The sequence below is a fragment of the Rhodanobacter sp. 7MK24 genome, assembly GCF_014842995.1.
Classification (GTDB): domain Bacteria; phylum Pseudomonadota; class Gammaproteobacteria; order Xanthomonadales; family Rhodanobacteraceae; genus Rhodanobacter_A.
Genome location: NZ_JACYXL010000008.1, coordinates 228,831 through 254,127, shown reverse-complemented (window position 1 = coordinate 254,127; position 25,297 = coordinate 228,831). Strand labels below are relative to the sequence as shown.

24 protein-coding genes, 1 tRNA gene and 1 pseudogene are annotated in these 25,297 nt (G+C 65.2%); 16 read left to right on the top strand and 10 right to left on the bottom strand.

The window, feature by feature from the left end; translation table 11 throughout:
- Position 1: 1 nt before the first annotated feature.
- Positions 2-1,456 (top strand): MFS transporter, encoded by a 1,455-nt coding sequence (locus IHE49_RS14045; protein ID WP_192158997.1) that lies wholly within the window; start codon positions 2-4, stop codon positions 1,454-1,456.
- A gap of 376 nt (positions 1,457-1,832) precedes the next feature.
- Here IHE49_RS14045 and tpx read toward each other — a convergent pair whose 3' ends face one another.
- Positions 1,833-2,330, bottom strand: coding sequence for a thiol peroxidase (tpx, locus tag IHE49_RS14040; RefSeq protein ID WP_192158934.1), 498 nt, complete (start codon positions 2,328-2,330; stop codon positions 1,833-1,835).
- A gap of 135 nt (positions 2,331-2,465) precedes the next feature.
- Positions 2,466-3,242 (bottom strand): ferredoxin--NADP reductase, encoded by a 777-nt coding sequence (locus tag IHE49_RS14035; RefSeq protein WP_192158932.1) that lies wholly within the window; start codon positions 3,240-3,242, stop codon positions 2,466-2,468.
- A gap of 283 nt (positions 3,243-3,525) precedes the next feature.
- On the opposite strand from IHE49_RS14035, the gene IHE49_RS14030 reads away from it, so the two are divergent.
- The 5 genes from IHE49_RS14030 (at position 3,526) to IHE49_RS14010 (ending at position 7,718) form a co-directional block, all read left to right on the top strand.
- The gene (locus IHE49_RS14030) at positions 3,526-4,206 is read left to right on the top strand and encodes a TMEM175 family protein (RefSeq protein WP_255523433.1); all 681 of its coding nucleotides are present in this window, start codon (positions 3,526-3,528) and stop codon (positions 4,204-4,206) included.
- A 40-nt stretch (positions 4,207-4,246) separates the two neighbouring features.
- The gene (dusA, locus tag IHE49_RS14025) at positions 4,247-5,239 is read left to right on the top strand and encodes a tRNA dihydrouridine(20/20a) synthase DusA (RefSeq protein WP_192158929.1); all 993 of its coding nucleotides are present in this window, start codon (positions 4,247-4,249) and stop codon (positions 5,237-5,239) included.
- A gap of 82 nt (positions 5,240-5,321) precedes the next feature.
- On the top strand, positions 5,322-5,654 hold the full coding sequence (locus IHE49_RS14020; protein ID WP_192158927.1) for a PepSY domain-containing protein: 333 nt from the start codon (positions 5,322-5,324) through the stop codon (positions 5,652-5,654).
- Positions 5,654-6,343, top strand: a complete 690-nt coding sequence (locus tag IHE49_RS14015; RefSeq protein WP_192158925.1) for a response regulator transcription factor — start codon at positions 5,654-5,656, stop codon at positions 6,341-6,343. The genes IHE49_RS14020 and IHE49_RS14015 overlap by 1 nt, the downstream gene beginning before the upstream one ends.
- Positions 6,312-7,718 (top strand): ATP-binding protein, encoded by a 1,407-nt coding sequence (locus IHE49_RS14010; protein WP_192158924.1) that lies wholly within the window; start codon positions 6,312-6,314, stop codon positions 7,716-7,718. The genes IHE49_RS14015 and IHE49_RS14010 overlap by 32 nt, the downstream gene beginning before the upstream one ends.
- Before the next feature lie 28 nt (positions 7,719-7,746).
- Here IHE49_RS14010 and IHE49_RS14005 read toward each other — a convergent pair whose 3' ends face one another.
- On the bottom strand, positions 7,747-8,088 hold the full coding sequence (locus tag IHE49_RS14005) for a hypothetical protein (RefSeq protein WP_192158922.1): 342 nt from the start codon (positions 8,086-8,088) through the stop codon (positions 7,747-7,749).
- Between the two features lie 135 nt (positions 8,089-8,223).
- Between IHE49_RS14005 and IHE49_RS14000 the strand changes: the two genes are divergently transcribed.
- The 9 genes from IHE49_RS14000 to IHE49_RS13960 all read left to right on the top strand — a co-directional run bounded on the left by IHE49_RS14000 (position 8,224) and on the right by IHE49_RS13960 (position 17,002).
- Entirely contained in the window at positions 8,224-9,213 is a 990-nt protein-coding gene (locus IHE49_RS14000) for a biotin--[acetyl-CoA-carboxylase] ligase (protein ID WP_192158920.1), read from the top strand.
- Positions 9,210-9,947: a type III pantothenate kinase gene (locus IHE49_RS13995; protein ID WP_192158919.1), complete on the top strand. Its 738-nt coding sequence runs from the start codon at positions 9,210-9,212 to the stop codon at positions 9,945-9,947. The genes IHE49_RS14000 and IHE49_RS13995 overlap by 4 nt, the downstream gene beginning before the upstream one ends.
- A gap of 37 nt (positions 9,948-9,984) precedes the next feature.
- Positions 9,985-10,695, top strand: coding sequence for an SPOR domain-containing protein (locus tag IHE49_RS13990; RefSeq protein WP_192158917.1), 711 nt, complete (start codon positions 9,985-9,987; stop codon positions 10,693-10,695).
- A 27-nt stretch (positions 10,696-10,722) separates the two neighbouring features.
- Positions 10,723-10,795 (top strand) — tRNA-Thr (locus tag IHE49_RS13985).
- Between the two features lie 77 nt (positions 10,796-10,872).
- A complete protein-coding gene (rocF, locus tag IHE49_RS13980) occupies positions 10,873-11,787 on the top strand; it encodes an arginase (protein ID WP_192158915.1) in 915 nt (304 codons plus the stop codon).
- 230 nt (positions 11,788-12,017) lie between these two features.
- Positions 12,018-14,024: a hypothetical protein gene (locus IHE49_RS13975; protein ID WP_192158913.1), complete on the top strand. Its 2,007-nt coding sequence runs from the start codon at positions 12,018-12,020 to the stop codon at positions 14,022-14,024.
- 621 nt (positions 14,025-14,645) lie between these two features.
- Positions 14,646-15,992 carry a tryptophan--tRNA ligase gene (locus IHE49_RS13970; protein WP_192158912.1) on the top strand — a complete coding sequence of 449 codons (1,347 nt, stop codon included), beginning with the start codon at positions 14,646-14,648 and terminating at the stop codon, positions 15,990-15,992.
- A 14-nt stretch (positions 15,993-16,006) separates the two neighbouring features.
- Positions 16,007-16,333, top strand: coding sequence for a hypothetical protein (locus IHE49_RS13965; RefSeq protein WP_192158910.1), 327 nt, complete (start codon positions 16,007-16,009; stop codon positions 16,331-16,333).
- 27 nt (positions 16,334-16,360) lie between these two features.
- Positions 16,361-17,002: a DUF6348 family protein gene (locus IHE49_RS13960; protein WP_192158908.1), complete on the top strand. Its 642-nt coding sequence runs from the start codon at positions 16,361-16,363 to the stop codon at positions 17,000-17,002.
- Between the two features lie 206 nt (positions 17,003-17,208).
- On the opposite strand, the pseudogene IHE49_RS13955 reads toward IHE49_RS13960, so the two are convergent.
- The 4 genes and pseudogenes from IHE49_RS13955 to hppD all read right to left on the bottom strand — a co-directional run bounded on the left by IHE49_RS13955 (position 17,209) and on the right by hppD (position 21,132).
- Positions 17,209-17,592 (bottom strand): annotated as a pseudogene (locus IHE49_RS13955) (VOC family protein).
- Positions 17,593-17,655: 63 nt separating this feature from the next.
- Positions 17,656-18,642 carry a fumarylacetoacetate hydrolase family protein gene (locus IHE49_RS13950; RefSeq protein ID WP_192158906.1) on the bottom strand — a complete coding sequence of 329 codons (987 nt, stop codon included), beginning with the start codon at positions 18,640-18,642 and terminating at the stop codon, positions 17,656-17,658.
- A gap of 19 nt (positions 18,643-18,661) precedes the next feature.
- Positions 18,662-19,951: a homogentisate 1,2-dioxygenase gene (gene hmgA / locus IHE49_RS13945; RefSeq protein WP_192158898.1), complete on the bottom strand. Its 1,290-nt coding sequence runs from the start codon at positions 19,949-19,951 to the stop codon at positions 18,662-18,664.
- An 86-nt stretch (positions 19,952-20,037) separates the two neighbouring features.
- On the bottom strand, positions 20,038-21,132 hold the full coding sequence (hppD, locus tag IHE49_RS13940) for a 4-hydroxyphenylpyruvate dioxygenase (protein WP_225578443.1): 1,095 nt from the start codon (positions 21,130-21,132) through the stop codon (positions 20,038-20,040).
- Between the two features lie 265 nt (positions 21,133-21,397).
- Here hppD and IHE49_RS13935 point away from each other — a divergent pair, with 265 nt between their 5' ends.
- Positions 21,398-21,862 (top strand): MarR family winged helix-turn-helix transcriptional regulator, encoded by a 465-nt coding sequence (locus tag IHE49_RS13935; protein ID WP_192158897.1) that lies wholly within the window; start codon positions 21,398-21,400, stop codon positions 21,860-21,862.
- Positions 21,863-21,986: 124 nt separating this feature from the next.
- Here IHE49_RS13935 and IHE49_RS13930 read toward each other — a convergent pair whose 3' ends face one another.
- From IHE49_RS13930 to IHE49_RS13920, 3 genes are all read right to left on the bottom strand, one after another.
- On the bottom strand, positions 21,987-23,492 hold the full coding sequence (locus tag IHE49_RS13930) for a peptide MFS transporter (protein WP_192158895.1): 1,506 nt from the start codon (positions 23,490-23,492) through the stop codon (positions 21,987-21,989).
- Between the two features lie 82 nt (positions 23,493-23,574).
- Positions 23,575-24,210 (bottom strand): flavin reductase family protein, encoded by a 636-nt coding sequence (locus IHE49_RS13925; protein ID WP_192158893.1) that lies wholly within the window; start codon positions 24,208-24,210, stop codon positions 23,575-23,577.
- Between the two features lie 164 nt (positions 24,211-24,374).
- The gene (locus IHE49_RS13920) at positions 24,375-25,223 is read right to left on the bottom strand and encodes a tryptophan 2,3-dioxygenase family protein (protein ID WP_192158891.1); all 849 of its coding nucleotides are present in this window, start codon (positions 25,221-25,223) and stop codon (positions 24,375-24,377) included.
- Positions 25,224-25,297 lie beyond the last annotated feature (74 nt).

Sequence of the window (25,297 nt, the reverse complement as noted above, 5' to 3'; positions counted from 1 at the left end):
CATGTGTTTCGGCTTCCTCGGCATCCAGTTCGGCTTTGCGCTGCAGACCGCCGACGTCAGCCGCATCTTCCAGACGCTGGGCGCCTCGCTGGAACAGATCCCGTCGCTGTGGATAGCTGCGCCGCTCACCGGGTTGATCGTGCAGCCGATCATCGGCCACTGCTCCGACCGTACCTGGACGCGACTGGGCCGGCGCCGCCCGTACTTCCTCGCCGGCGCGCTGCTGTCCACGCTGGCGCTGCTGTGGATGCCTAACGCCGGCGTGCTGTGGATGGCGGCGATCCTGCTGTGGTTGATGGATGCCAGCTTCAACGTGGCCATGGAGCCGTTCCGCGCCTTCGTCGCTGACCAGTTGCCGGTGCGCCAGCGCCCGCAGGGCTACCTGATGCAGAGCTTCTTCATCGGCGTGGGCGCGGTGGTCGCTTCGATGCTGCCGTGGATCCTCGCTCACCTGGGCATCAGCAACGTAGCGCCGGACGGTGGCATTCCCGATACGGTGAAGTACTCGTTCTACGCCGGCGGCGCGGCGCTGCTGGGCGCGGTGCTGTGGACGGTGCTCAGCACGCGCGAATATCCGCCCGAACAGTTGCACAGCTTCGATGCCGCACCGGTACACGAGAGCCTGCCCGATCTGCGCGGCATCTGGCGCCGCGGCAGCCTGTGGCTGGTCGCGGGCATGGCGCTCGGTGTGCTGGTCTGGTTCCTGCAACTGCGCGACGAGGTGTACCTGCTGGCCGCCGGCCTGGCCTTCTACGGCCTGCTGCTGATCGGCTACGAGGCAGCCATGAAGATGCGTCCCGCACTGGCGGAAAAGCGCGGCCTGCTCGGCCACGTGCTCGGCGACCTGCACGCGATGCCCGTGGCGATGCGCCAACTCGCGTGGGTGCAGTTGTTCTCGTGGTTCGCCCTGTTCGCGATGTGGATCTACACCACAGCCACGGTGGCGCAGGTGCAGTACGGCGTCACGGACGCGCACTCCGCGCTCTACAACGAAGCGGCGAACTGGGTCGGCGTGCTTTCCGCCGCATACAACGTCTGCGCGGCGGTGGCGGCAATGGTCATTCCACGGATGGTGCGCCGCTGGGGCCTGCGCAGGAGCCACCTGGTTAACCTGTGGCTGGGCGGTCTGGGACTGGCGTCCTTTCTGTTCGTGCGCGACCCGCGCTGGCTGCTGCTGCCGATGGTCGGCGTAGGTTTCGCGTGGGCATCCATCCTGTCGCTGCCCTACGCCATGCTCTCCGACAACCTGCCTGCGTCGAAAATGGGCGTCTACATGGGCATCTTCAATTTCTTCATCGTGATCCCGCAACTGGTCGCCGCCAGCGTGCTGGGCGAACTGCTGAAGCGTTGCTTCCACGACCAGCCGGTATGGGCACTCGTGGCCGGCGGGGTCAGCCTGTTCGTGGCGGGGTTGTGTACGTTGCGCGTGCGCCTGGGAAAGGGACTCGCGAACTGAGGGGCCGTTCAAAAAGCCCTTGATACGCAACGTCGGAAGACAGCTATATTGCTCCGGCGCAAGGAACAAGGCGGTTTCGGCCGACTGCCGGCGGTCGAGTTATCTTTCGTTGCTGGCGCACGCCACCGCAGCAGCGGCGGCAGACGGCGAAGCCTGCCGAGGGCTGATGGCAGGATGTCTGGACTCAAGAGAGGTGCCCCAGAGAGCTGCAGCCGCCGGGACTACAAAGCCGGGACTACAAATCTAGTTGTATCGAGGCTGTGGAAGCCACTCCAACCTACGCGATAAACGGCGCGGCCACGCCGCGCCTTATCCGGAGATAAAGGGATCTCTAGCTCGTTATCAGCTCGCCTACGCAGAGATTTCGAACCGGCTCTTAGAGCGTTTCCAACGCAGCGTCATAGTTCGGCTCGTGGGTGATCTCGTCCACCAGCTCGGCGTGGATCACCTTGTCATGCTCGTCGAGCACCACCACCGCGCGGGCGGCAAGACCGGCCAGCGGACCGTCTGCGATCGCCACGCCGTAGTCGCGCAGGAACTCGCGCCCACGCATCAGCGACAGCATCTGCACGTTCTGGATGCCCTCGGCGCCGCAGAAGCGACCCTGCGCGAACGGCAGGTCGGCCGAGATGCACAGCACCACGGTGTTGGCGAGCTTGGTCGCCAGTTCGTTGAAGCGGCGCACCGAAGTCGCGCACACGCCGGTGTCCACGCTGGGAAAGATGTTCAGCACCTTGCGTTTGCCGGCGTGGTTGGCCAGCGTGACCTCGGACAGGTCACCGCCAACTAGATGGAATGCCGGCGCCTGGCTGTCGAGCGCAGGGAAACTGCCGTCGACGCGTACTGGCAGGCCCTTGAAATGGACTGTGGACATGGCGCACCTCTCGATGGGGAAGACAGGGCCTACAAGTAGAACATGGTCTTGGCCGGAAAGACGATGGCCGCCATCGCTGGCGGCACGACGCAATGCGTATTTCCGCACATGCGCCGATTGCCGCCACGCCACCCGCTACTTCTCCACGAACGCCCGCTCGACCACGTAGTCGCCCGGCTCGCGCGTGCGCGGCGAGGCGTGGAAGCCGCGGCCGTCGAGCAGGGCGCAGAGGTCGTCCAGCATTGCCGGGCTGCCGCACAGCATCACGCGGTCCGTCTCAGGGTTCAATGGCGGCAGGCCGGTGACCGCGCTCATCGCTCCATCGGCGATCGCATCGGTGATGCGGCCGCGGTTGCGGAACGGCTCGCGCGTCACCGTGGGGTAATAGACCAGCTTCTCGCGCACCAGCTCGCCAAGGTATTCGTGCTGTGGCAGTTCGTGTTCGAGGTAGTGCGCATAGGCAAGGTCGTTGACGTGGCGCACGCCATGCGCAAGCACGATCCTGTCGTAGCGCTGATAGGTGTCCGGGTCGCGGATGATGCTCAGGAACGGCGCGAGGCCGGTGCCGGTGCCGAGCAGGTAGAGATGCCTGCCGGGCTTGAGGTCGGTGAGCACCAGCGTACCGGTGGGCTTGCGCGTCACCTGCAGCGGATCGCCCGGCTTGAGGTGCTGCAGGCGCGAGGTGAGCGGGCCGTCCGGCACCTTGATCGAGAAGAACTCCAGGTGCTCCTCCCAGCTCGCGCTGGCGATCGAGTAGGCGCGCATCAACGGGCGACCTTCCATTTCCAGCCCGATCATCACGAACTGTCCGCTGTCGAAACGGAAGGCCTGATCGCGCGTGGTGCGGAAGGAGAACAGCGTGTCGTTCCAGTGCTGCACGTCGATCACGTGCTCGGTTGCGAAAGCCACCATGGGTGTCTAGTCTCGGATTGCGTGTCGGGGAAAGCGCGCCGTCGCACGACGGCAGCGGGACTCGCGTGGGGTAGCGTGGACCAGGGAACCTGGCGAGTGCCGCGCGAACGTGGCAATGCACAATTTTACGTGATCCGCGCCAGCGCCGCCTGCCATTTTCTTCGGCATCATGCGCACAGTCGTACAAAGGGAGAGGACGATGGAACCGAATGCCGCCCCACCCACGCACGAGCAGCCCGTGCGTGAACACCATATCCACCAGCGCCACTTCGATCGGCTGGTAATGCTCGCCGACGGCGTGTTCGCGATCGCGCTGACCCTGTCGGCGGTGGAGCTGCGGCCGGAGGCCCGATCCGGCCAGAGCCTGCTGGACGTCTGGGGAGTGCCACTACTGGTCTATTTCTTCAGCTTCTACCTGATCGCCGGGGTGTGGTACCAGCATCGCCGCGCCATGGCGCAACTGCGCCGCATCGACGCACCGCTGACCGTGCTCACCATGCTGCTGCTCAGCCTGGTGGCACTGGTGCCAGTGTTGATCCGCAACATGATCGCCGGCGGGGTCCTCCATGAAATGCCGCTGGGGCCGGCAATGCACGCGATGATCACCGCCAGCAATGTGCCGAGCACATTGCCGCCAGGCAATGCCGCTCTTGCGCACGGCTCGGTGTATGTGTTTTCGATGAATGGCTTCGTGCCGTACGCGCTCATCATGTTGATGATCCAATCCTGCCTCACCGCCGCCTGGGGCTATGCGGCCTTCATCGCCAGGCTGGCACCCGATCTGCTGCCTGCTCGTACCAAGGCCTGGCTGCTGCACGATCTGTCCCTCACTGCAGTCTGGGCCACGCTCATTGTTTGGAGTCTGCAAATGCTCTGGCTGGCGGTGGTGCTGCTCGTAGTGGTGGTGGCCCTGCGCATCACAGAGAGACGCATGCGACGCGCGGCAATGGCTGCCGAAGGCTGATTTCCACCACGCCGTACCGATACGGGACAATAGCGGCCTGATGACCGCCTTTGCCCCCAAACCCGACACCAACGACTGGCGCCTGTCCGTTGCGCCCATGATGGACTGGACGGACCGGCACTGCCGTTTCTTCCACCGCCTGCTCTCCCCGCACGCGCGGCTGTACACCGAAATGGTGACCAGCGCGGCGCTGGTGCGCGGCAGGCAGTTTCGCCTGCTCGAACACAGCCACGAGGAACACCCAGTGGCGCTGCAGCTCGGCGGCAGCGATCCGCACGAGCTGGCGCAGGCCGCGCGCTTCGGTGCCGAGGCTGGCTACGACGAGATCAACCTCAACGTGGGTTGCCCGTCCGACCGCGTGCAATCCGGCCGCTTCGGCGCCTGCCTGATGTACGAGCCCGCGCTGGTGGCCGACTGCGTGAAGGCGATGCGCGACACGGTGAGCGTTCCGGTGACAGTGAAGTGCCGCATCGGCGTCGACGAACAGGACGATTACGCCGACCTGCAGCATTTCACCGAAACCATGCTGGAAGCCGGTGTCGAAGTACTGGTGGTGCATGCGCGCAAGGCGTGGCTGAAAGGCCTGTCGCCAAAGGAGAACCGCGAGATCCCGCCACTGGACTACCCGCGCGTGCACCGCCTGAAGCGCGAGTTCCCGCAACTGGTGGTCGCCATCAACGGCGGCATCACCACGGTGGAACAGGTACAGGCGCAACTGGCCGAGCTCGACGGCGTGATGCTGGGTCGCGCCGCCTACCATGACCCGTACATCCTGGCCCGGCTGGAACACGCGCTCTATGGCACGCCCCTGCCCGGCCGCGAGGACGTGCTGCGGCGTCTGCAGCCCTACATCGAAGCCGAGCTGAAGCGCGGCACCGCGCTGAAGCACATCACCCGCCACCTGCTGGGGCTGTACCAGGGCGAGCCGGGCGCACGCGGCTTCCGCCGCACGCTCAGCGAGGGTGCGCACCTGCCGGGCGCCGGCTGGGCGCTGATCGAGCAGGCCATGATCCCGCTGCAACCGGCCGCGTGACAGCCGCCGCTCGTCCGGTCACTATTCAGCCCGACTCGCCCAAACTGAACGACCAGAGACATACCCATGGTCGAGGCATGACATGAAAACCCGCTGCACCCTCGCGCTGTTGGCGTTGGCGTTGGCGCTGGGCATGGGCCCGGCGGTGGCGCAGGCACAGCAACAAGCCAGGCCGGGCGAACTGAGCCTCGGCCAGGCCGTGGACAAGGCGAAGCAGGAAACCAGGGGGCAAGTGCTGTCGGCCGAATCGCGACACTATGATCGCCGCACCGAGTACCGCATCAAGGTGCTCACGCCGGAAGGCCACGTGCAGGTGATGAGCATACCCGCCAGTGGAGGCGACAGCCTCCGGCAGCCCACCCAGACCACCCGCAACCCGCCCGGCCGGCACGCCGGGGGCAAGGAGAAACACTGATGCGCATCCTTTTGGTGGAAGACGAGGCCCCGCTGCGCGAGACGCTGGCGGCACGCCTGAAGCGTGACGGCTTCGCCGTCGACGCGGCGCAGGACGGCGAGGAGGCGCTCTACCTCGGACGCGAAGTGCCGTTCGACCTCGCCATCATCGACCTGGGCCTGCCCAAGATGTCCGGCATGGACCTGATCAAGGCACTCCGCGAGGCCGGCCAGCGTTATCCGGTACTGATCCTCACCGCGCGCGGCGGCTGGCAGGACAAGGTGGAGGGCCTCAAGCAGGGGGCCGACGACTACCTCGTCAAGCCGTTCCACGTCGAGGAGCTGCTGGCGCGCATCAACGCGCTGGTCCGCCGCGCCAGCGGCTGGTCCAAGCCGGTGCTGGCCTGCGGCCCGATCAAGCTGGACACCACCGCGCAGACGGTGACGGTGGAAGACAAGATCGTCGACCTCACCAGCTACGAGTACAAGGTGCTGGAATACCTGATGCTGCACGCGGGCGAGCTGGTCTCCAAGGCCGATCTCACCGAGCACATCTACCAGCAGGACTTCGACCGCGACTCCAACGTGCTGGAAGTCTTCATCGGCCGCCTGCGCCGCAAGCTGGATCCGGAAGGCGCCTTGAAGCCCATCGAAACCGTGCGCGGCCGTGGATATCGCTTTGCCATCCCCCGCACCGACGGCGACGAGTGAGCCTGCGCCGCGCCGCCCGCTCTCGCTGGCGGCGCGCTCGGCCATCACCACCGGTTTCGTACTGGCCGCCTTCCTCGGGCTGGTCGGCGTGGTCATGTCCGTGGTCAAGAAGGACACCGCGCTGAACAGCTTGCAGACAAGCCTGCGCGACTCCGCCGTCACGGACATCATCACCCACACCGACGTCGATCGTTATGGCCGCCTGCTGCCTCCCGATTCGCCACCGCAGAAGTTCTCCCAGCCCGGCTCCGGCCTGTACGCGCTGATCCTCGGACCGAACGGCTACCGCTGGAAATCCAATTCGGCGCTCAACAGCGACTTCAGTTTCCTGAAGCCACTGCCTCCAGGCAAAGACCAGTTCGGCGGCCCGGTCGATACCCGCATGGGCCGCGTGTACTACTACGCCATCGGCGTGACATTCGACTACCTGGGCAACCAGTCCACGCCGACCACCGTCATGGTGGCGCAGACCGAACAGCAGCTCGAAGGCGAAAACGCCGTATACCGGCGCACCCTGGCATTGTGGCTGTCGGTACTGGGCGTGTTGCTGATCGTGCTGCAATTGCTGCTGTTGCGCTGGAGCCTCACCCCGTTGCGCAAGGTAGCCAGCGACATGAGCCGCGTCGAGCGCGGCGACAGCGACCATCTGGACAGCCAGTACCCGCTGGAGCTGACCGGTCTGACCGAGCGCATCAACGCCTTCATCGAGAGCGAGCGCGAACAGCGCACGCGCTACCGCCATACCCTCGCCGACCTCGCGCACAGCCTGAAGACACCGCTTGCGGTGATCCGCTCGCAAATGGAGTCCGCCAGCGAGGAGCCCGCGCGGCGCGACGTGCTCGACCAGGTACGCCGCATGGACGAACTGGTCGCCTACCAGCTCGCCCGCGCCGCCACCTCGGGCCGGCAGACGTTCGCTGCGGCGGTTCCCATTGCCGGCCACGCCGAGGACCTGGTGCAGAGCCTGGAGAAGGTCTACGCCACCAAGAACGTGCTGTGTGAGTTCGACATCGCGGACGGTGCCTCCTTCCACGGCGAACTGAACGACCTGCTGGAACTGATGGGCAACCTGCTGGAGAACGCGTTCAAATGGACGCGCCACCACGTGCTGCTGGTGGTGCAGAAGCAACCCCAGCCGGGCCGAGGCCGCCCCGGTCTGCTGATCAGCGTGGAAGACGACGGCCCCGGCATCGCCGAGGACAAGATCGAGAAGGTGCTGCAGCGTGGCGTGCGCGGCGACGAACGCGTGCAGGGCCACGGCATCGGCCTGTCCATCGTGCAGGACATCGTGCGCGCCTATCGCGGCGAACTGGTGGTGGATCGTTCGCCCGACTTCGGTGGCGCGCGCTTCAGTGTGAAGTTGCCGCCGGAATAAAGGCCGGCGACGACGGCGGACGAATGAATTACTGGATCGAACCCGGCAGCAGCGATTGCCAACCCAGCGTGGCCGGCTTTGCCGTCGTAGGTGCGGAGATGCGACCACCGTGCTCGCTGCCGCCGGCCGTGCCATTGCTGCGAGCATCGGCATCGCCGTTGTCGGCATCGCTGCCGCGGTGGGAGGCCGGGCAATCGCGGTTGAGCCCGAGCGCATCGGCGCCACCGTTGCCACCGGCGTCATGCGCGTTGCTGTCCGCCGCGGGGCGGCTGGTCGCAGTGATGTCGCGGGCGCCGAGGTCCGACGCCATCGCGCTGCCCATGCCGGCCAAGCCGATCAGGCAACCGATCATCCAGTGTCTGGCACTCATGGCTGGGCACCCCTTGACGCGCAGGCGAGATTCCCGATCCTCGCAGAAACCGAGGCATGGGCGCCAGTGCCGCTGCGAGGGCCGGCCTTGGCCGGCTAGAATCCGCCGGATGCGCGCCACCTTCCCCTTTCACTGATGCAAGCCGCCGACTTGTTGGCCGAACTGGCTGCAGGCGAACCGCGCTCCGGTGTCGAGCTCGCCGCCAAGGCCGGCGTCACCCGGGCCGCGGTCTGGAAACAGATCCAGGCGCTGCGCACGCGCGGCGTGCCGATCGAAGCCGGCGGCGCCGGCGGCTACCGGCTGCCGTGGCCCGTGCAGGTGCTGGATGCCGGTCGCATCCGCGCCGCCCTGCCCGCTGGCGTCGCCGAGCAATTGGGTGCGCTGGAGGTACATTGGGAACTCGACTCCACCTCCAGCGAGTTGCAGCGCCGTGGCTCTGCCACGCCGGATCTGTCCATGGTGATGGCCGAGACGCAGAGCGCCGGCCGCGGGCGGCGCGGCCGCACCTGGCTGTCGCCGCCGGGACTGAACATCTACCTGTCCTGCGTGAAGCGCTTCGACACCGGCTTCGCCGCGCTGTCGGGGCTGTCGCTGGCGATCGGCGTGATCGTGCTGCGCACGCTGGCGGCGCTGGGCGTCACAGGCGCGGGCCTGAAATGGCCGAATGACGTGCTCGCGGCGACTCCCGACGCCGCGCCTGGCAAGCTGGCCGGCATCCTCGTCGAACTGAGCGGCGAATATCAGGGACCGTGTGCCGCAATTATCGGCGTCGGCCTCAACCTGCGGCTCACCGATGCGCTGCGCGGACAGGCCGGCCAGCCGATCTGCGACCTCGCCACGCTGGCCGGCGGCGCGGCGCCGGATCGCAACCGCGCCGCCGCCGCGCTGGTTGCCGCCCTGGCCGACGGCCTGCGCCAGTTCGAGCGGGAAGGCTTCGCCGCATTCGCCGAGGAATACGCCCGCCACGACCTGCTGCACGGACAGCCGCTGCGGCTCAGCGGCGCCGGCGGTGAACGCGACGGCGTCGGTGCGGGCGTGGACAACCGCGGCGCCCTGCTGTTGCGCCTGCCCGACGGCGAAATCCAGCGCATCGACAGCGCCGACGTCACGGTACGCCGCGCATGAAGCTGCTGCTGGATCTGGGCAATACGCGCCTGAAATGGGCACTTCATCGAGGCACGGACGTGCTCGCCGGCGATGCGGTGGCATGGAACGAGAGCGTGGCGGAAGCCCTGGCAGCCTCGTGGGCAGGGCTCGCGCCGCCTTCCGCCATATTCGGCGCGTCGGTGGTGGATGCCGCGCGCGAGCAACTGGTGGCCGCCAGCGCCACCGCCGCGTTCGGGCGCGAACCGTGGTGGCTGCGCACGCCCGCCGAAGCCTGTGGCGTGCGCAACGCCTATGCCGAACCTCAGCGATTGGGCGTGGATCGCTTCCTCGCGATGGTCGCTGCCCGCGCCGAAGGCAGTGCACCCTGCATATTGGCCGGCGTGGGCACTGCATTGACGCTGGATGCACTGGCCGCCGACGGCCGTCATCTTGGCGGCCTGATCGCACCGGGGCCACGACTGATGCAGCAGTCCCTGCTGGGGGCGACCGCACAGGTACGCCCCGCACACGCCGGCACGATCGTCGAGGTGGCGGACAACACCGCCGACGCGGTGGCCTCCGGCTGCTGGCTGGCGGCGGCGGCCCTGGTCGGACGCTTCGCGGCCCACATGTCGCCTGCGCTCGGTGGTGCGCCATCACTGCGCCTCGGCGGCGGCGACGCGGAGGCACTGTTGCCCTTGCTCGCCACGCCAGCGCAACTCGTCCACGACAACGTGCTGCGCGGACTGGCGGCATGGGCCGCGGCACAATAGGCAAGCAAACGCCGCTGGCGTGAATGACGGGGGATCGATGTTCCTGCGATTGCTGTTCGTGCTGCTGATCATGCTCAACATCGTGGCCGGGGCGTGGCTGTTCCTCGGCCAACCGTATGCGCACGTGCCGCCGGCCACCGACCCGGGCGTACCGGAACTGCACCTGCTTTCCGAACTGCCCGCGCAGGTGGCCACGACAAATCCTGTCGCGGACACTTCAGCGCCGATGCCGCCTGCTCCCACTCCCGTGGCACCGGACACCGCCAGCGGGAGTGCGTCCGAGTCGGGCACCACCGAGCTCCGCTGCCTCACCCTTGGCCCGTTCGCCACGCCGCACGACCTGCTGCAGGCCCGCACCGCGCTCACGTCCATCACCAAGCGCATGCGCTCGCGCCAGGAGCAGGTCGCGCAATCGCGCAGCTGGTGGGTCTACCTGCCCGCGCCCACCAGCCGCGCGCAGGCCTTGGCATTGACCAAGCAACTCGCTGCGCACGGCATCGGCGACTACTTCGTGGTCGGTGGAGGCGATCAGCCGAACACGATCTCGCTTGGCCTGTTCAAGGATCAGGACAACGCACGCAAGCGGCGCACCGAAGTGGTAGCCGCCGGCTTTCCCGCGCGCATCACCGAGCGCAGCGAAACCGCGCCGCAATACTGGCTCGACCTCGTGGCCGCCAGCAACAGGTTCGACTGGCAGAGCCGAGTCCACGCCGACGGCGTGGATTCGCACAGCACATCCTGCTTTTGAACATCCCCTGCTAGAATCTGCCGCTGCGCCGGCATAGCTCAGTTGGTAGAGCAACTGATTTGTAATCAGTAGGTCGCGGGTTCGATTCCTGCTGCCGGCAGACTCCCTCCGAAACGGCCTCGTTGCAGCCGACCCGTTACACTTGATGGCTGCAAGTCATCGACGTGGACACGCAACATGAGCAAGCAGACCATCGCCCTGGTGGGCGTACCCACCGACATCGGCGCAGGCCATCGCGGAGCCTCGATGGGACCGGAGGCGCTGCGCGTGGCGCAGATCGCGGAGAAGCTGCGCGCGCGCGGGCTGGACGTAGTCGACCGCGGCAACCTGCACGGCCCGCATAACCCTTGGCTGCCGCCAGTCAATGGCTACCGCCATCTCGCCGAAGTAGTGGCGTGGAACCAGGCGACGCATACGGCGATCTACGATGAACTGGCGCATGGCCACCTGCCGGTCATGCTGGGCGGCGACCATTGCCTCGCGATCGGCACGATCAGCGCGGTGGCGCGCCACTGCCGCGAGCAGGGCAAGAAACTGCGCGTGCTGTGGCTGGATGCGCACGCCGACTTCAACACCGCCACCATCACGCCCTCGGGCAACATCCACGGCATGCCAGTGGCCTGCCTGTGCGGCAACGGCCCGGCGGAACTGGTGCGGATCGGCGACCACGTGCCGGCGACCACGCCCGACGTGTTCCGCCAGATCGGCATCCGCTCGGTGGACGAGGGCGAGAAGCGGCTGGTGCGCGAGGCGCAGATCGTCGTGCACGACATGCGCAGCATCGACGAGATGGGCATGCGCAGCACGATGGAGCAGGCGCTCGCCGACATGGACGGCGGCACCCACCTGCACGTGAGCTTCGACGTGGATTTCCTCGATCCCATCATCGCGCCCGGCGTGGGCACCACCGTGCGTGGCGGCCCGAACTATCGTGAAGCACAGCTGTGCATGGAAATGATCGCCGACAGCGGCAGGCTTTCCTCGCTCGACATCGTGGAACTCAATCCCGCATTCGACAAGCGCAACCAGACCGCGAAACTCGCTGTGGACCTGGTCGAATCCCTGTTCGGTAAGTCCACCCTGCTGCGCTGAGCAAGCGAAACCAGGCGGAGTCATTGACGCGTGCCACCTCCGACCATTGAGGTCAGCCCGTAACCGTGTCGCAATAGCTCCAGATTGGCTCGTTGAATTGCTGCATATGCCTATGCCATTCTGGTCGAGGGAACAGCAGTTCGACCGGTATCGAGCGGCGCTTGACGTCAGGATGCGCAGATCCGGTAGACGGCGAAACATGGACATTTCGACCGCAAGGAGGCATTCGCATGTCATTCACCCGTTCTTCGCCCCTGTCGCATCGTTTGGTCAATTGGATAGGGGCATGCTTCCTGTTGCTGTTCGCGACGTGTGTATCCGCCCAAGACCATACCTGCGAGGCCAATTTCACCCATGGCGGCGATGCTGCCAGCGGCCTGACCTTCGCCACTTCACGAACGATTGCCGGACTTTCGCCTCGCGAGGCGCTAGCGCAATACAAGCCCATCGCTCAAAGCCAGGGTTTTGCCATCGGACAAGAATCCTATGGTAAGCAGGGCGGCGATCTCATCGTAAGCCAACGAGCGTCCATCAATGCCCGCGGCTTTGACTTGCATTTGCAGGCCGACACCGCCGGCAACGTATCGATATCTGCAACCCTCCCGGTCGGCATGAGTGCCACGCCCGAGGCTTTCCGCAACAGCATGTGCCAAGCGCTCGACAGGCTTCGGGTGGGCGCCACCCCTGCCGCGATCGCAAATACGACGACGCAAATCCCGAGCTTTGTTCCGACCCCGCAAGAAAGCACCGATATCTGCACGGCCAATTTCCTTCCCAGCGGCACATCGGTCGAAGGTCAAACCTTCTCCACCTGGTCGCTGGGCTCGGCGATGGACATTTCATCTGCCATCGAAAACCTGAAAGCCTTCACTTCACAAGTGAAAGCCATGCATCTTTCGACCAGCGCAGTTCACGGCAAGAAAGCCACGCTGACGGTTGCACTGGACAACGCCGCCATCGTGTTCGATGGCGGCTACTCCATCAATGGGCCCGATCTGCGCGGATTCACCATCCGCCTCGACCTTGATGCCGCGCTCGATGCCGTTTCCTTCTCGGTCCGCATGAACAAGGAGCAGCAAAGCATCAATCAGGATCGCATGCGCCGCCTTGCCTGCACGTTGGTCGCCATCGTCGCCAATGGCGCCCCCCCTCCGGAAGAGAAAAAGCCTTCACGCTTCCGCAACCCATTCAAGAATCCGCAAAAAGACGCGCAAACGCAGTTGGATAAGGAAATCGAGTTGATGCGCAAGGCCAGGACATCGCTCTATCAACGCGCCGTGCATGCGGGCAAGGCGATTTTGTTCCTGCCGATGACCAACGTGGATCACAAATACGCTCAGGCGACCGCGAACGACCTCATCCCCGGTGGCGCCATTCACCAGTCCTATCACTTCGACCAGACGACCGTACTGATATGGCGCGCAACGGGTGATACCGACGACATCATCAGAGTGGGCGACCAGATATCCCTGATTCGCGAAGGCTTGTTCGGCTATGTCCAGAGCGCGAGCGCCAACAAGACCAGATACGGCATATACATAGCCGATCCGGGCAGCTACGACCTGGTCGGCCTGACCTACGACCTGGCACACACCTCACTGCCGGCATTGAGCTCCAAGCACTGGACGACGACACCAAGACTCGGCATGGGCATACTAGCCATCACCCGCGACGTCGAATTCAGCTCGCACCAGCAATGGTTCAACGCGCAGTACCAGAATGTGCAAGTCTACGATGGCTCGACCTGCGACATGGTGCAAACGGGTGGCGGAGTAAGCGGTTGCGCCCATTGGCAGGAAAACTATCACGACGAGACTCACGTGAGCGATCCGGGTGGTTGGCGCACAATGGTGGATAAAGGCTATGCCGGAGGCCTTGCGACTTCCATAAAATTCGCAAAGCCGTTTGCCCATTTCGATGTAAAGCCGGGTGCCATCATAGTCAGCGACGGATTTGCGGCGACGCCGGATAGCATTCAGTTTGACAGCAATGCCTGCCATCAGGCAGGCGACAGCCTCGTCGACTGCAACATCGATTCGGTGAAGCTGTTCCGTATCCCGGGCAGCACCAGCGAGTTGCAGATCTCGCCTGAGACAGCCGCCAAGATACCCGAAGTCGCCAACTTCATTTCCAAGGCGACCTATCAACCCATGACCGTCAACGCAACGAAACTTGAGGAAACACCGGGCAGTTACGAGGCTTCGTGGGCTACGCCGTATTCACTGACCGTGCATTGATGCCCAAAGGCAAGCGGAAAACGATGCAGGAAGAGCCGCAAGGATAAAAGCGGCGACATGAAATTCCGAAAACTTGGTTCTGCAAGTCACCGCATTCGTCATCGAGACGTTGGGAAAGATCCGGTGTAATCGATCTGATGAGGGCAAACTCGACTGCAGCACGTACACCGGACCAAACCTACAATCATCACGGCAACCCAAGACAACCGCATCACCATAAGAAACGGCGACAATGGGTGCACGACATCATCACTGCAAGCGTGACCGGACCTCGACGACGATTTCATCGAATTGCCTGCACATATATCGGCCACAGCTTAGGAACGGCAGTTGGCTTGGTGGCAAGACACTTGGTATTGGAGACGCAATGACGACCGATAACAACAGGCTAAGAGATCTACTGATTTAGACGTAAATGCCGTGGGAGTGTCGCCATGGGTGACGAATCCATCAAGGGTACCTTTCAAGCGATTGCAACACCTGCCTGTACCGCATAACCAAACATGCGGGCATCTCCTTGAGGTCCCGGAACGATTCGACGCAAACACCAGGAACGGCCTCCATCCAGCACGTTCCTCCGCCGACCGCGTAAACTGCTCCATTTCCGCAACCGTGCGCATCATGCAGACCCGAGTCCTCACCGGAATCACCACCACCGGCACCCCGCATCTCGGCAACTACGTGGGCGCGATCCGCCCCGCGGTCAAGGCCAGCCGCCACGCGGACGTGGATGCGTTCTTCTTTCTCGCCGACTACCACGCGCTGATCAAGAGTGACGACGCCGCGCGCATCGAGCGCTCGCGGCTGGAGATCGCGGCGACCTGGCTGGCCGCCGGACTCGATCCCGCGCGCGTAACCTTCTACCGCCAGTCGGACATCCCCGAAATTCCCGAGCTGACCTGGTTCCTCACCTGCGTCACCGCCAAGGGCCTGCTCAACCGCGCACACGCCTACAAGGCCGCGGTGGACCGCAACGGCGAGATCGGCGAAGACCCCGACGCGGGCGTCACCGCGGGCCTGTACATGTACCCGGTGCTGATGGCCGCCGACATCCTCGCGTTCGACGCGCACAAGGTGCCGGTGGGCCGAGACCAGATCCAGCACATCGAGATGGCGCGCGACATCGGGCAGCGCTTCAACCACATCTACGGCCGCGACTTCTTCGTGCTGCCCGAGGTCGTGATCGAGGAGCAGGTGGCCACCCTGCCCGGCCTGGACGGCCGCAAGATGTCGAAGAGCTACGACAATACCGTGCCCCTGTTCGCCGGCGGCGCGAAGGCGCTGCGCGAGGCGATCATGCGCATCGTCACCGACTCGCGCGCGCCAGGCGAGGCGAAGGACCCGGACAGCTCGTCGCTGTACACGATCTTCCGCGCCTTCGCCGACGAGGCGGAAAGCGCGGCGTTCCGCCAGTCGCTGCTGGACGGCATCGGTTGGGGCGAAGCCAAGCAGCGCCTGTTCGAGCGCATCGAGACCGACGTGGCGCCGATGCGCGAGCGCTACGAGGCCCTGATCGCCAAGCCCGACGAGATCGAGGCCATCCTGCGCGACGGCGCAGCCAAGGCGCGTGCCATCGCCTCGCCGAAGCTGGCCGCGATCCGCGACTCTATCGGCCTGCGCGCGATGGGCAGTACGCCTGCCGCCAAATCGAACAAGACGGCTGCCGCCAAGGGCGGCAAGGCGCCGCGCTTCGCCAGTTTCCGCGACGGCGCCACCGGCTTCCGCTTCCGCCTGTTCGCCGCCGACGGCGAGGAGCTGCTGCTCTCCATGCCGTTCGCCGACCCCAAGGCCGGCGGCGCGTTGCAACAGCGCATCCGCCAGTTGGGCCATGCCGCCGTGTTGCGCGAAGACGGCGAAGCGCTGGTGCTGGAACTGGACGGCGAGGCCGTCGCCCGGACCCCGCAGGCCGGCGACGAGCTGCTCTCACGCCTGCGCGAGGCGCTGGAACAGTTGGCCGCGCAAGACTGAGCCGACAGCCAACGATGCGCTACCTCGCCCTGTTGCTGCTTGCGCCCTGGCTGCTGATTCTCGGCTGGGCTTACGCGAGCTACCCGAAGTCGCTTCCGCGCACGCCGGCGCGGCGACTGTTCGACGCACTGGCACTGCTGTTGGCGTTCTCCGCAGCGGCCTACGCCGGCCTGCTCGGTCACGACGCGGTGCAGCTGCCCGGGCTCGATGAGGCCGGCCGCCGCGCCAGCGGCGCAATCTGGCAGCAGGTACTGCCCGCATTGTGCGGCTACGGCGCCTTCGCCGCCGTGCTCGCACTGGCGCTGCCGCTACGTCACCTGCTCTGGCAACGCCTGCGCTGAAGCGCAGGCACATACGGAATCGCCGTCATGGACATCGCCACACTGCAACGCCACCTGCTGCGCTTGTTCGAGCGTCACGAGGTAGAGCTCGAACCCGACGAGGACTGGCTGCTTACCGATGGCGACTTCCCCGCGGTCCGCGCCAGCTGGCATGACGCCATCGCCGATGCGCCGGGACGGCTGGATCTCGACATCGTGCTCAGCGAGGACCAGCAGATCGAGGAAAGCTACGCCGGCATCGGCACTGGCGACACGGCTTGCCGCGACGCGCTGGAGCGCTTCGAGCAAGGCAGCCTGCATGTGCTGCTGGCCGCTTGCTGGTATGTCACCGACGCACGCAAGTTGCAGTTGGATTCGTGGGACATCGGCGTGCACGGCTGGGATGCGTTCATCGGCCCGCTTGTCGTCCAGGGCACGGCGGTGACGCTGCCGGCGGATGCGCTGGCGCCGTTGACCGCTGCGCTCCGCAGCGAAGTGCTGGCGCCGCGGATGCATTGGGTGCGGATGTTCCTGCGCCGGGAGGCGAACGGCAAAACGACCGTCGAGACGCGGCTCGACAATGAGTCGTGGCCGGCAGGCGACCGCGCCCTCGCTGCCGTGGCGTGGCCGCAAGCAGCGGAACCTTACAGCGTGCGTTGCTTCATGATGCTGGACATCCGCGACTACTAAAGATGCCCTGATCAGCAGATCCCATGTTCGTCATTCCTGCGAAAGCAGGACAAAAGCAAGCCATGCAAGCGTTGAACGGCCGAAGGCTGGTCCCGAAGGGGCGAGCGTAGCGAGTCGTCCAGCGCCTTTGCGTTCCATGGCCTACAGGCACTGGATCCCCGCCTTCGCTGGGATGACGGGCAAAGTCAGAGTTTCCCTAACGCTACTCAGTCCCAGCGGTTGAGGTGCTGACCGAACGCAGCGCGCTGTTTCTGCACGATACAGAAGCGCTGGCCGCTGGGCGCTTCCATCACCCACCAGCGCCGCCGCACGAAAGCGATGCGCTTCGCACTCAATTACTCCAGGCGCATCGCCTCGGCTTCGAGATCGTCGGTTTCGATATCCAGGTGCACGCGGCTCTCGTGCTCGACTTTCTGCAGCAGGATCAGCGGCTCGTCGTCCGTCGTGCACAGTTCGGCATAACGGCCGTCGCCATCCTGGTCCAGCGCGGCGATGGGCTTGCCCAGCGTCGCGCTCCAGAATCTCGCGGCATCACCGAGATCATCGACCCTGCAGTCCAGTACCAGGGCACACAGCCGGCTGTGATGCATGGGACACCTCGCGATGGGACGAGATGCCCAGTGTGCGCCGGCTGCGCATTCGTCGTGTCGTGGTCAGCGCGCCAGCGGCGCGATGCGCTGCTCGATCGCGCCGAAGATCGAAGCGCCTTGCGGGTCGGTGACCTCGATGCGCAGCGTGTCGCCGAACTTCATGAACGGCGTGCTCGGCTTGCCATCGCGCAATGTCTCCACCGTGCGCTGCTCGGCGAGGCAGGAGGCGCCCTTCGAGGTGTCCTGGTTGGCGATCGTGCCGGAACCGACGATGGTGCCGGCGGTGAGCGGCCGCGTCTTGGCCGCGTGCGCCACCAGTTCGGCGAAGCTGAACTGCATGTCCACGCCGCATTCGGCCTCGCCGAACCAGGCGCCGTTCAACCAGGTGCGCATCGGCAGGTGCAGCTTCTCGCTCTGCCAGTTCGCGCCCAGTTCGTCCGGCGTGACGAACACCGGCGACAGCGCCGAGCGCGGCTTGCTCTGCAGGAAGCCGAAACCCTTGGCCAGCTCGCCGGGGATCAGCCCACGCAGCGAGACGTCGTTGATCAGGCCAACCAGTTGGATGTGTTCGGCAGCCTCAGCCGGCGCGGCCGCCATCGGCACGTCGTCGGTGACCACGACCACCTCGGCTTCGAGGTCGATGCCGTAGTCCTCGCTGGGCACCACCACCGGATCGCGCGGACCGAGGAAGCCGGCGCTGGTGGCCTGGTACATCAGCGGGTCGGTATAGAACGAAGCCGGCACTTCGGCGCCACGCGCCTTGCGCACGCGCTCCACGTGCGGCAGATAGGCGCTGCCGTCCACGAATTCGTAGGCACGCGGCAGCGGCGCGGCAAGCTGTGCCATGTCCAGCGCGAAGGCGCCTTCGGCGGTATCGGCGTTCAACGCATCGGACAGCGCGTTGAGCCGCGGAGCGGCGTTCGACCAGTCGTCCAGCGCAGCCTGCAGCGTAGGTGCGACGCCCGTGGCCTTCACCGCGCGCGCGAGATCGCGGCTCACCACCACCAGGGTGCCGTCGCGGCCGCCTTCTTTCAAACTGCCAAGCTTCATTGCGTGTGCTCCAGATCGTTTATGCGCGCGACGAATCGAAGTGCTTGCGGATGCCCTGCCAGCACTCGTAGTAATTCTGCTGCAACTGCGGCGCCGCCAGCGCCTGCGCAGTGGGCCGGATCACCTTGCGCGTCTCGAACATGAAGGCCATGGTGTTCGCAAGATGGTCGGGCTTGCCTGTGTCCGCCGCGCTGGCCTTCTCAAAGCTGGCCGCGTCAGGGCCGTGGCCGCTCATGCAGTTGTGCAGGCTCATGCCACCCGGCGCGAAGCCGCCGACCTTGGCGTCGTAGGCGCCTTCGATCAGGCCCATGAACTCGCTGGCCACGTTGCGGTGGAAATACGGCGGACGGAAGGTGTGTTCGGCCACCAGCCAACGCGGCGGGAAGATCACGAAATCCATGTTCGCCGTGCCGTGCGTATCCGACGGCGAGGTCAGCACGGTGAAGATCGACGGGTCAGGATGATCCACGCTGATCGAACCCACGGTGTTGTAGCGCGTGAGATCGTATTTGCACGGCGCGTAGTTGCCGTGCCAGGCGACCACGTCCAGCGGCGAGTGGTCGATGTCCGCCTGCCACAGTGCGCCCTGGAACTTGGCGACGAGCTTGAAGCTGCCCTCGATATCTTCGTACGCCGCATGCGGCGCGAGGAAGTCGCGCGGCAGCGCCATCGAATTCGCGCCGATCGGGCCGGCATCAGGCAGGCGAAGCAGCGCGCCGAAGTTCTCCGCCACGTAGCCGCGCGCTGCGGCATCCAGCAGTTCCACGCGGAAGCGCACGCCGCGCGGGATCAGGGCGATTTCCAGCGGAGCAACTTCCAGCACGCCCAGCTCGGTGGCGATGCGCAGGCGCCCCTGCTGCGGCACGATCAGCAGTTCGCCATCTGCGTCGTAGAAGTAGCGCCCTTCCATCGAGCGGTTCGCCGCATAGACGTGGATGCCCACGCCAGCCTGCTCCGCCGCACTGCCATTGCCGGCGATGGTGACCAGGCCATCGAGGAAATCGGTGGGCGCCTCGGGCAGCTGCCACGGGTCCCAGCGCAACTGGTTCGGCGTGGCGGGCGTCTCGTCGAAGCGGTTGTGGAACGTGGTGTGCGCCATCTGCACGAACGGTTTGTGCATCGCCGCCGGGCGGATGCGGTACAGCCAGCTGCGGCGGTTCTCATGGCGCGGTGCGGTGAACGCAGTGCCGGAAAGCTGCTCCGCGTACAGACCGTGCGCCACGCGCTGCGGCGAATTCTGGCCCGCGGGAAGCACCCCCGGAATCGCCTCACTGGCGAATTCGTTGGCGAAGCCGGATTGGTAGTTCATGCGTCGTCTTTCCGTCAGGTTTGACGCGCGACGGCATCCCCACCGTTCGCGCCGAGCGAAGCTACGAGAGCCAGGGATGTCCTGGCTTACAGCACGCCGCGCTTCATCTGGTCGCGCTCGATGCTCTCGAACAGCGCCTGGAAGTTACCTTCGCCGAAGCCCTCGTTGCCCTTGCGCTGGATGATCTCGAAGAAGATCGGGCCGATGTTGTTCTGCGTGAAGATCTGCAGCAGCAGGCGCTGCTTGGTCTCCTGGTCGGCATCGATCAGGATCTTGTTCCTGCGCAGGCGCGGCACGTCCTCGCCGTTGTTCGGGATACGAAGATCCACCACGTCGAAATAGGTATCCGGCGTATCGAGGAATTCCACGCCCTGCGCACGCATCGCCTCCACCGTGTCGTAGATGTTGTCGGTGAACATCGCGATGTGCTGGATGCCCTCGCCATGATACGCATCGAGGTATTCGTTGATCTGCGACTTCGGGTCGCTCGACTCATTGAGCGGGATGCGCACGATGCCATCCGGCGCGGTCATCGCCTTGGACACTAGGCCGGTCTTGGCGCCCTTGATGTCGAAGTAGCGGATCTCGCGGAAGTTGAACAGCTTCTCGTAGTAGTCCGACCACTTCTGCATGTTGCCGAAATACAGGTTGTGCGTGAGGTGGTCGATGAAGGTGAGGCCGAAACCCGCGGGGTTCTGCGTCACGCCAGCCACCGGCTCATAATCGCCGTCGTAGATGCTGCCCTTGTCGCCGTAGCGATCCACCAGGTACAGCATGCAGTCGCCGATACCCTTCACCACCGGTGCATCCACGGCCTTGCTGTCGGCCTTGTCGCCCACCGCCTCGCCGCCGTTGGCGAGCACGGCGTCGAACACTTCGTTCGCAGGCTTTCTGAAGCGGATGGCGAAGCCACAGGCGCAGGGGCCGTGCTTGGCGGCAAAATCGGCGGCGAAGGAATCCGGCGCCTCGTTGACCAGCACGTTCACGTCGTTCTGGCGGTATACCGTGATCGGCCGCGACTTGTGCTTAAGCACCGCGGTGAAACCCATCCTGCGGAAGAGGTCGTGCAATTCGTGCGCACGGCCTTCCGGCGCGGCAAACTCGACGAACTCGAAACCGTTGATCCCCATCGGGTTCTCGAAAGTGGTGACCTGCATGCCGAGGTTGGGCTGGGCTGTCATGCGATTTCTCCGACGGGCTACGATAGGGGGAACAAGCTGCGTCGCCGAATGCTTTTGGCACTTGGGGCGCTAACGCGAAGCGTACTTTTCGTGAAAACTGCAGCAATGTAAGGCTACGCACCCCACGCCATCCGCGCGCCACGTCCAGCGCGCGTTTTTCATGAAGAGTGCGGCCATGGATGGCCGCCCATTTGACTTTCGCGATCATGGATGAGCGCACCCATCATGGTTTCAACTGAAACCATTTGCAAGGAACACCGCACCAGTGCCTGCCAAACGCCATCCCGACCATGCTCCACTGGAGCTGGAACGCTTCCTGCCCTACCAGCTATCCATCGTCTCCAACACGGTGAGCCAGGCGATCGCCGACGACTACCAGGCGCGCCACGACCTCAGCGTCACCGAATGGCGGGTGATGGCGGTACTGGCGCGTTTCGACGGCCTCTCCGCGCGCGAAGTGGCCGAACGCACCGCGATGGACAAGGTGGCGGTGAGCCGTGCGCTGGCTCGGCTGGTCGCCGCCGGCCGCGTGCGCCGGCATATCCACGCCAACGACAAGCGCCGTTCGGTGCTGGGGCTCACGGCCACCGGATGGCGCATCCACGACGAGGTGGCGCCGATGGCGCGGCAGCGGGAAAGGGAATTACTGGCACGGCTGGCGCCAGAGGAGCAAGCGTGGCTGCAGCAGATCTTGGACAAACTGATGCCGCAGGACGTGGTGAAAAGCTGACGGGCGCCTTTATCTGTGTCCCGGCGGGGCTTGCGCCGCGCCGGGACCCGCCTCGGCACAGGCGCAACCTGGTCGAGACCACGCCGGGCGGATACGCCGCCCGACCGGAGCCATGCTTGGCCCGCTATTTCACCCCGTGCATGAGCCGGTTCAGCAGCGGCGCGATCAGCAGCAACACCGCACCTGAAATCAGCAGCAGCCAGAATCCGAACGTGAACCCCGACAGCGCCGAAGCTGCCGTCATGCCGTTCTGGCCGGCGATGTAGCTGGCGAGCAGGCCGGAAAGGTTGCCGCCAGCCGCGGTGGAAAGGAACCAGCCACCCATCGCCAGACCCACCAGCCGCGGCGGCGCCAGCTTGGTCACCATCGACAGGCCAATCGGCGACAGGCACAGCTCGCCCACGGTCTGCAGCGCGTAGCAGGCCGCCAGCGGCCAGAACGGAATCATGCCGCGTGGGTCGATCAGGCTCTTGAGCGCGTACATCAGCACCAGAAAGCCCAGCCCGTTGAAGATCAGGCCGAAGCCGAACTTGCGCGGAATCGACGGCTCCGCGCGCCGTCGCTGCAACCAGGCCCAGACAAGACTGACCACCGGCGCCAGCACGATGATGGTGAGCGGACTGACCGACTGGAACCAGCTCGTCGGGAACATCCAGCCGAACATCTTGCGGTCGACCAGGTTCTCGGCGAGGAAGTTGAACGAGCTGCCGAGCTGGTAATAGAACATCCAGAACAGCACGTTGAAGCCGAAGATGATGAGCATGGCCCACACGCGGTCCAGCTGAATGCGGTCGTGGCGCATGGCTTCGCTGATCAGCATCGCCGAGACGCCCACTGCCAGCAGACCGATGATCCACTGCAGGCCGATGGTGCCCACGCGGGACAGCAGCAGGTATACCAGCGGCGCGGCCACCAGCGATCCCAGCAGCACCAGCAGCGAGCGGCCACGACCTTCCATGCCGGGCAGCGGCCGGCCCACGTCGGCAAGCTGGCGGCGGCCGAACCAGAACCACACCAGACTCAGCAACATGCCCACGCCCGCGGCGAGGAATACCACGCGGTAGTTCTGCTGCGTTGGCGTGTCGGTGAAATAGCCGGCCATCCAGCCGGTGAGCAGCGGAGCGACGAAGGCGCCGGCATTGATGCCCATGTAGAACAGGGTGAAGCCGCGATCGCGGCGTGGATCATCGCGGCCATATAACTGACCCACCATCGAGGAAATGTTGGGTTTGAACAGTCCGTCGCCCACGATGACCAGCGACAGGCCGAGCAGGAACACCGCCTTGCTCGGCACCATCAGCGTGAACAGCCCAGCCGCCATCACCAGCGCACCGATCAGGATGGCGCGCTGGTAGCCGATCAACTTGTCGGCCACGTAGCCGCCGAAGATGCCCGTACCGAAGATGAGTGCCGTGTAGGTGCCGAAAATCGTGCCGGCCCAGCCCTGGCCCGCCGAGTCGCCGTGGTAGAACTGCGCGACCACGTACAGTGCCACCGCCCAGCTCACGCTGTAGAACGCGAAGCGCTCCCAGAACTCGGTCATGAACAGCATCCACAGCGGACGCGGATGGCCGAGCAGCTGCGGAAACTGCGGAACAGCTTGCGCTGCGGTTGTGTCGGTCGTCGTCATGGGGCCTGCTCGTGATGATGGTTCGTCGGAAACCTGGAAGCGCCACACGTGTACTTGCCGGAACTGTCGCCGTCAACCGGCATCAAGGCAGCCCCGTGCCCGCCGGCTCCGGCGAACCGGCACGAAAAGTCTGCCCCAGGCGTCGCGCCTCGCCGAAATAATGGCGAAACACGTACAGCAGCGGCGACCATGCCATGACATCGACGTGCTGTGTACCTGGCACCACGATGCCGGCATGCGCATGCACCCGCTCGACGCGAGTCTCGACGATCAACGTGGGGTCGATCGGATCGTCGCCGCAAACATGCATCGCCACCACACGCGCTTCCAGCTGCAGCGGGCATTCGGCGATCCGCGGCGGCGCCACCGTCTGGGAAGGCGTGGCAGTCAGCCCGGCACAGGCGAACTTGTCGGGCTCGAAACGGTAGCCCATTGCACGTTTGTGCTCGGGTACGGGATGACTGCCGGTGGTGCTGGCGATGGCTTCGACCCGCTGCCAAAGCTTCGCGTCCGGCAAGTTGATCACACACTCGCCCAGGCGCCGCAGGTTGGCCACGCACTGACCACACCCGCCCAGACCCAGTACCACGCGGTCATCCAGGGCCCAGGCCGATGACATCGGCGAAATGTTGGCCAAACCATCCGGTTGCATGGTGGTGATCAGCGCCACTGGCGTGCCGAAATAGAGAACGCTGGGATTGATGACTAGGCTGTCCATGCCTGCCAGTGTCCGACAGGCGACGCGGCCAGTGCTTCGTTGCGCATCGAAACATCAGCCCGTGGGGATGGCTATTGTCCGCGCGTAGTGATCCGCGCCGCCATGGACCGGGCGCGTCACGCTTTGGCCGTCAACCCTCAGGCAGCGGCGACCATTGGCACGGCTCAGATGCCCAGCACTGTGCGCACTCCCAGCAACTCCGGGAAGAAGGTGAGGTCCAGCGCCTTCTTGAGGAAGCCTACGCCGGAAGAGCCGCCCGTGCCGCGGCGGTGGCCGATGATGCGCTCCACCGCCTTCATGTGGCGGAAGCGCCAGAGCTGGAAGCTTTCCTCGATGTCCACCAGCGTCTCGCACAGATGGAACTCGCTCCAGAAACTTTCCGGTGCCTCGTAGATGCGCCGGAATACCGGCAGCAAGCCGTCGTGGCGCTGCCAGGGCTGGCTGACATCGCGCTCCAGGATATCGCGCGGGACCGCATGGCCGTGCCGCGCCAGCCAATGCAAGGCCTCGTCGTAGAGGCTGGGCGCATGCAGCGTGTCGCGCAGGCCCTGCTGGATCGCCGCGTCGTGCGCGAACACCTCGAGCATGTCGGCGTTCTTGTTGCCGAGCAGGAACTCCACCGTGCGGTACTGCGCCGACTGGAAACCGGACGACGGCCCCAGCACATCGCGGAACGCGAGGTATTCGTGCGGCGTCATCGTCTCCAGCACCGCCCATTGCTCGAACAGCTGGCGCTGGATCTGCTTCACCCGCGCCAGCACCTTGAGCGCGGGGCCGATGCGCTCGCCGCGCATGAATTCCATCGCCGCGCGCAGCTCGTGGATCAGCAGTTTCAGCCACAGCTCCGACACATGGTGCTGCACGATGAACAGCATCTCGTCGTGGTACGGCGGATCGGATACCGGCCGCTGCGCGGACAGCAGGGTATCCAGCCGCAGGTAGCCCGCATAGGTCATGCGTCCTGAGAGGTCGCGTTCGATGCCCGTTTCGAGCTCGCGCTGGTTGTCCGTCATGGTCGATCGCGATGGTCGGAAACGACCATGGTAACCGCTGGCGTCGCCGCCGTTTCTTGCGAACCCCGTACCCG